Source organism: Streptomyces sp. NPDC059443 (assembly GCF_042750105.1).
GTDB lineage: Bacteria > Actinomycetota > Actinomycetes > Streptomycetales > Streptomycetaceae > Streptomyces.
In genome coordinates, this window is the sequence record NZ_JBHYVM010000040.1 from 7683 (window position 1) to 12945 (window position 5263).

At 70.8% G+C, this 5263-nt stretch carries 5 protein-coding genes; 2 read left to right on the forward strand and 3 right to left on the reverse strand.

The window, feature by feature from the left end; translation table 11 throughout:
• Positions 1-111: 111 nt before the first annotated feature.
• The 3 genes from ACFXDJ_RS30480 to ACFXDJ_RS30490 form a co-directional block, all read right to left on the reverse strand.
• The gene (locus ACFXDJ_RS30480) at positions 112-1320 is read right to left on the reverse strand and encodes a DUF5667 domain-containing protein (protein WP_384663193.1); all 1209 of its coding nucleotides are present in this window, start codon (positions 1318-1320) and stop codon (positions 112-114) included.
• A gap of 242 nt (positions 1321-1562) precedes the next feature.
• Positions 1563-2381: an ECF subfamily RNA polymerase sigma factor, BldN family gene (locus ACFXDJ_RS30485; RefSeq protein WP_384663195.1), complete on the reverse strand. Its 819-nt coding sequence runs from the start codon at positions 2379-2381 to the stop codon at positions 1563-1565.
• Positions 2382-2754: 373 nt separating this feature from the next.
• Positions 2755-3804: an HAD family hydrolase gene (locus ACFXDJ_RS30490; protein WP_384663197.1), complete on the reverse strand. Its 1050-nt coding sequence runs from the start codon at positions 3802-3804 to the stop codon at positions 2755-2757.
• A 124-nt stretch (positions 3805-3928) separates the two neighbouring features.
• Between ACFXDJ_RS30490 and ACFXDJ_RS30495 the strand changes: the two genes are divergently transcribed.
• On the forward strand, positions 3929-4207 hold the full coding sequence (locus ACFXDJ_RS30495; RefSeq protein WP_330297916.1) for a glutaredoxin family protein: 279 nt from the start codon (positions 3929-3931) through the stop codon (positions 4205-4207).
• Between the two features lie 273 nt (positions 4208-4480).
• The coding region (locus ACFXDJ_RS30500) for a redox-sensing transcriptional repressor Rex (protein WP_384850926.1) at positions 4481-5263 on the forward strand (783 nt) is incomplete at its 3' end.

Sequence of the window (5263 nt, forward strand, 5' to 3'; positions counted from 1 at the left end):
GGGGGTCATATCACACACAACTGTTTTTACGCCTTGTGGTGACGGGTGTGCTCATATTATTTGTTGTCGCGGGGGGGGGGGGGGGCGCGCCCCCCCCCCCCCACGTCCCGTCTACCCCGCGTCCTCCGCCTTGATGCCCAGGCCCGGGAGGAGGCCCGGGAGGAGCGGGGGGAGGGTGATGTCCGGCTGCGGGTGTTCCGGGGTGCCGGATGCGGACGGGGTCGGCTGCTGGCCCGCGGGCGGGTTCAGCAGGTTGCCCGTACCGCCCAGGAGGCCACCGCCGGGGGCCGGGGTCTTCGCGGACCCGGAGGCCGCGCCCGAGGAGGGAGCGGGAGCCGCCGACGGGGCGCCCTGGGAGGGCGCCGCCTGCTGCTTGCCCGCCGGGGCGCTCGGCTTGGCGGAGGGGCCGGAGCCGCGGGTCTGTTCCGGAGGCTTGGGGAGCAGGCTCTGGAGCGGCGCCACGTCTTCGTCTATGGCCTGGAAGACCGACTCCACTTCGCCGCTCACGTCCGTGAGCTGCATGGGGAGGTTCCCCCGGAGCTTGTCCCACGCGTCGCGGTGCGAGCGGGAGAACGAGGACAGCGTCTGGATCGGGCCGAGCGAGCCGTCCCGTTCGTACGCGGCCTGGAGCAGCCGGTGGCCCTCCGAGGCATCGTGCTTCATGCCCGCGAGCGCCCGGCGGATCTCGCCGAGGGACTCGTGGTCCAGCGGGCCCAGCCGGCCGCGCTCCATCAGCCGTCGGGCTTCCGACAGGCGGTTCGAGGCCTGGTCGAGATAGAGCTCGCCCCGGTCCGAATCGTCCGCGGCCATCCCGAGCCGGATGTCCTCCATGCCCCGCTTCACGGGGTACAGGTGATCACCCGGCAGGGCGTCCGTGCTCGCAGCGGCCACGCCGCTGAAGGCCCCCGCGGCCACACCTACGGTGAGGCCGCCCGCTGCGATGCCCTTGGACCAGCGGGAGCGGGGCCGCAATTTCCGGAGCGAGGTCGCCCGGTGGGCGCCGCGGCCGGTCCGCTGTTCGGGCACTTGAGGGTCCGAGGCGGCACTGCCCCCGGCCCTCTCCTCCATCACCATGGTCTCCATGGCGGCAATGAGCTGGGCTCGTTGCACCACTTTGACCTCGGGATCCAGCACCGGGCGCGGCATTCTTTCGCCGAGCACGCTCGCCAGGGCCAACAACCGGTCGTGGTCGGCAGGTTCGGCAGGTGCCTCGGACTGCTCGGCCGCCGGGTCCGGTTCCGAAAGGTCGGACGGGGTCCGATCCTCCAGGGCCTGGGCGAAGGCGTTCGCCCGCCGGTGCGGAGTCACGTTCGCGATCACTGGCGGCACCTCCTCTCGTCATGACGATCGACTCCCCAAGGTGTCCGGAAGGTTGCCTTCCTTGAGCACATCCACCCTTTCGGGTGAGCGGCTTCGGGCAGGGCTTGTCCACAGGGAGCCTGCATTCCCCACAACGAGCGGCGCGGCACTTGGGTTACGGACGAAGGATGATCGGACCACAGCGTCGTAGGTGTCATCAATGTCATCAGGGAGGGATACCGGGTGTGAGAGGAGAGGCGGCGTCAGCGGGCGTCGTCGGGGAGGAGGCGGGCCAGCGTGCGGACCGCCCGGTACTGGAGCGTCTTGATGGCGCCCTCGTTCTTCCCCATCACCCTGGCCGTCTCGGCGACCGAGAGGCCCTGCAGGAAGCGCAGGGTCACGCACTCCTGCTGCTGCGGATTGAGTTTCCGTACGGCTTCCAGCAGGGCCGCGTTGGAGAGTGACTCCAGGACGGAGTCCTCGGGGGACCGTTCCACCTCGTTGGCGTCGAGCATTTCGCCTGTGGTGACCTCCAGGCGGAAGCGGCTCGACTTGAAGTGGTCGGCGACCAGGTTGCGGGCGATCGTCACGAGCCAGGCACCGAAGTCGCGGCCCTGCCAGGTGAAGGTGGAGATGCGGCGCAGCGCGCGCAGGAAGGTCTCGCTGGTGAGATCCTCCGCGGTCGCCTTGCCGCCGACGCGGTAATAGATGTAGCGGTACACGGTGTCGCTGTACTGGTCGTACAGGCGGCCGAAGGCTTCGGCCTCGCCGGCCTGGGCGCGCTCGACCAGGTCCATCATGCGGGCCTGGTCGCTGTCCGCGGTGGGGCGGCGGGCGGCGGGTGCGGTGGTCCCGGCGGCTGAGCTTCCGGTGGCCGCGGCGCCGGCGCGTCCACGTCTGCCCACCGTTGCTCCGCCGTCGGTCAGGGCATAGCAAGGACCGGCCGGGCCGAGTCCGGCGGGGACCGCGGCGGCGAAGGCGGGGACGGCGTACGCGGTGGGGACGAAGCCGCGCAGGTGGTCGAGGACCGTTGCGCGCAGCGTAGCCAGGCCCGAGGCGTCAACCCCGACAGGTGGGTACACGGGACTCCCAGTGGCAGAGCTTCCATCACGTGCAGTGCGGGACCGTTCACCCGTCGTGGCGACAGATGGGCGGTGGCATGCGTTTGAGGAGAATAACGCTTCGTACAGGCAGCGCTACACCCAGTTGCTCAAATCACCGGTTCCGACACTTCTGTTGCGTGTCGAGGGCATATTCAGTAGCAGTTGGTGATCAGTTCTTGATCGGTTGGATACGCGGAATGGCGGCTTCCGGGGTGGCTCGCGACCGAGTCGGGCAGCGCGGAGTGCCCCGCCGGGGGCGCGGGTAGAGGTGGGGGAATGCCTCTGTCCCGAGGGCGGGCCGGGGGTGGCGGGCCGGGAGGCCGGGCGGGGGCCGGGCAGGGCCCCGTAGCCGCTACTTGCGGCGGCGGTGCAGGGCGATCGCGGCGGCCGCGCCGCCCGCGATCGCGCCGACTCCGGCGGCGGCCGGGACGCCGACCTTCACGGCCTTGCGACCGGTCCGATAGTCGCGCAGGCGCCAGTCGTGGGCGCGGGCATGCTTGCGCAGTTTTGTGTCGGGATTGATCGCGTAGGGATGTCCGACCAGTGACAGCATCGGAATGTCGTTGTGTGAATCGCTGTACGCGGCGCAGCGCGCGAGGTCCAGCCCCTCGGCCGCGGCCAGGGCGCGCACCGCCTCCGCCTTGGCGGGGCCGTGCAGCGGCTCGCCGACCAGCCGGCCGGTGTAGACCCCGTCCACGGACTCGGCGACGGTGCCCAGGGCCCCGGTCAGGCCGAGCCGGCGGGCGATGATCGTGGCGGTCTCCACGGGGGCGGCCGTCACCAGCCACACCTTCTGGCCCGCGTCGAGGTGGGCCTGGGCCAGAGCGCGGGTGCCCGGCCAGATCCGCTCCGCCATGTACTCGTCGTAGATCTCCTCGCCGATGGACATCAGCTCGGAGACGCGGTGGCCCTTGACGATGGACAGCGCGCTGTCGCGGGCGTCCTGCATGTGCTCGGGGTCCTCGACCCCGGCGAGCCGGAACCAGGCCTGCTGCCAGGCGAAGCGGGCGAGCTCGCGGCGGCGGAAGAACTCCCGCTTGTAGAGGCCGCGGCCGAAGTGGAAGATCGCGGCGCCCTGCATGACGGTGTTGTCGAGATCGAAGAAGGCGGCGGCGAGGTCGTCGCCGGCCACGGGGAACGCGGGCTCGGCTTCGGGCTCGGCTTCCGGCTCGGGTGCGACGGCTTCCGGAGCCCCGGCTTTCCGGGCCTGGGTACGGGCAGGCGTACGGGGCTTCGTGCGAGCCCGGGCCGGCGCCGCTTCGGGGGCGTCCGGGCCCAGGGCTTCGAGGTCGTCTTCGGCCAGCGCGGTCTTGCGGGCGGCCTCGGCCGAGGCCTCGCCTGCCAGCACGCTCCGCGCGGTGGCGGAGCGCCTACGGGGGGTGAGCCATCCCAGAGCGGCCATGACGTGAGCATAGCCATTGTGTTCGGGGGTTCCCGAACCGATGGGAATCGACGGCGTGAACTCTTCGTAAGGACCGGGGCTCCGGACCGGACCGGCCGGTGCGCGGGCGCGGGAGAATGAGGACATGAGTCCTTTGCTGCGCCGTGCCGGAAAGAAGCGTCCCGAGGAGAGGGTGGTCACGCTCATCGGGAAGCCGGGGTGCCATCTCTGTGATGAAGCCCAGGAAGTGGTCGAGAAAGTGTGCGCCGAGACGGGGGCGCAGTGGGAGAAGAAGGACATTTCGCAGGACGAGGAGCTCTACCGCCTGCACTGGGAGCAGATCCCCGTGGTGCTGGTGGACGGTGAACAGCACACCTTCTGGCGGGTGAACCCTGACCGGCTCCGACGGGCATTGCAGGCTTGACCGTTCGGACAGTTACGATCGTGGGCGATTTATGGGGTCTCGGGGGCGTATCGGTGAGGAGTGTGTTCCGTTTTGCCCCCTTTGGGATTTGAACGGGTTCGGCGTGTCGGCGGTTCCCGCCCCGCGCGTCCGGGGCGCGTGACCCCGGTCACTTTGCTCGGACAAAGCGGACACAATCTTTGTGCACGCGTTCACAAAGACATAGCCTGCATTCGACGGGGTGGTCCTGGGACAAGTGGCCACCTGCAGCCCCGCTCATCCCGCAGGAGCATCGTGGCAACTGGCCGAACTCACCGACCGGCGACCCGCAGCCGAGGTATTCCCGAGGCCACTGTCGCCCGGCTTCCGCTGTACTTGCGCGCCCTCACCGCGCTCTCCGAGCGATCGGTACCCACGGTCTCCTCCGAGGAGCTCGCGGCGGCCGCCGGAGTCAACTCCGCGAAGCTCCGCAAGGACTTCTCCTACCTCGGTTCCTACGGGACCCGCGGCGTCGGCTACGACGTGGAGTACCTCGTCTACCAGATCTCCCGCGAGCTCGGCCTGACCCAGGACTGGCCGGTCGTCATCGTCGGCATCGGTAACCTCGGCGCGGCCCTCGCCAACTACGGCGGCTTCGCCTCCCGCGGCTTCCGCGTGGCCGCGCTCATCGACGCGGACCCGGCCATGGCCGGCAAGCCGGTCGCCGGCATGCCCGTACAGCACACCGATGATCTGGAGAAGATCATCGAGGAGAACGGCGTCTCCATCGGCGTCATCGCGACCCCGGCGGGGGCCGCCCAGCAGGTGAGCGAGCGGCTCATCGCGGCCGGTGTGACGTCCATCCTGAACTTCGCGCCGACGGTGCTCTCCGTGCCGGACGGCGTCGACGTGCGCAAGGTCGACCTGTCGATCGAGCTCCAGATCCTCGCCTTCCACGAGCAGCGCAAGGCCGGTGAGGAAGCGGCGGGCGGGGGGGGGGGGGGGGGGGGGCCGGGGGGGGGGGGGGGGCCGGGCCCCCGGGGGGGGCGGCGGCGCGCGCCGGCGCCCGCGCGGGGGGGCGCGCGGGCCCCGGCGCCC

Bases quoted from the DNA above. Each gene is read 5' to 3' on its own strand.
- ACFXDJ_RS30490 (WP_384663197.1), bottom strand. From the start codon at position 3,804: ATGGCCGCTCTGGGATGGCTCACCCCCCGTAGGCGCTCCGCCACCGCG.
- ACFXDJ_RS30495 (WP_330297916.1), top strand. From the start codon at position 3,929: ATGAGTCCTTTGCTGCGCCGTGCCGGAAAGAAGCGTCCCGAGGAGAGG.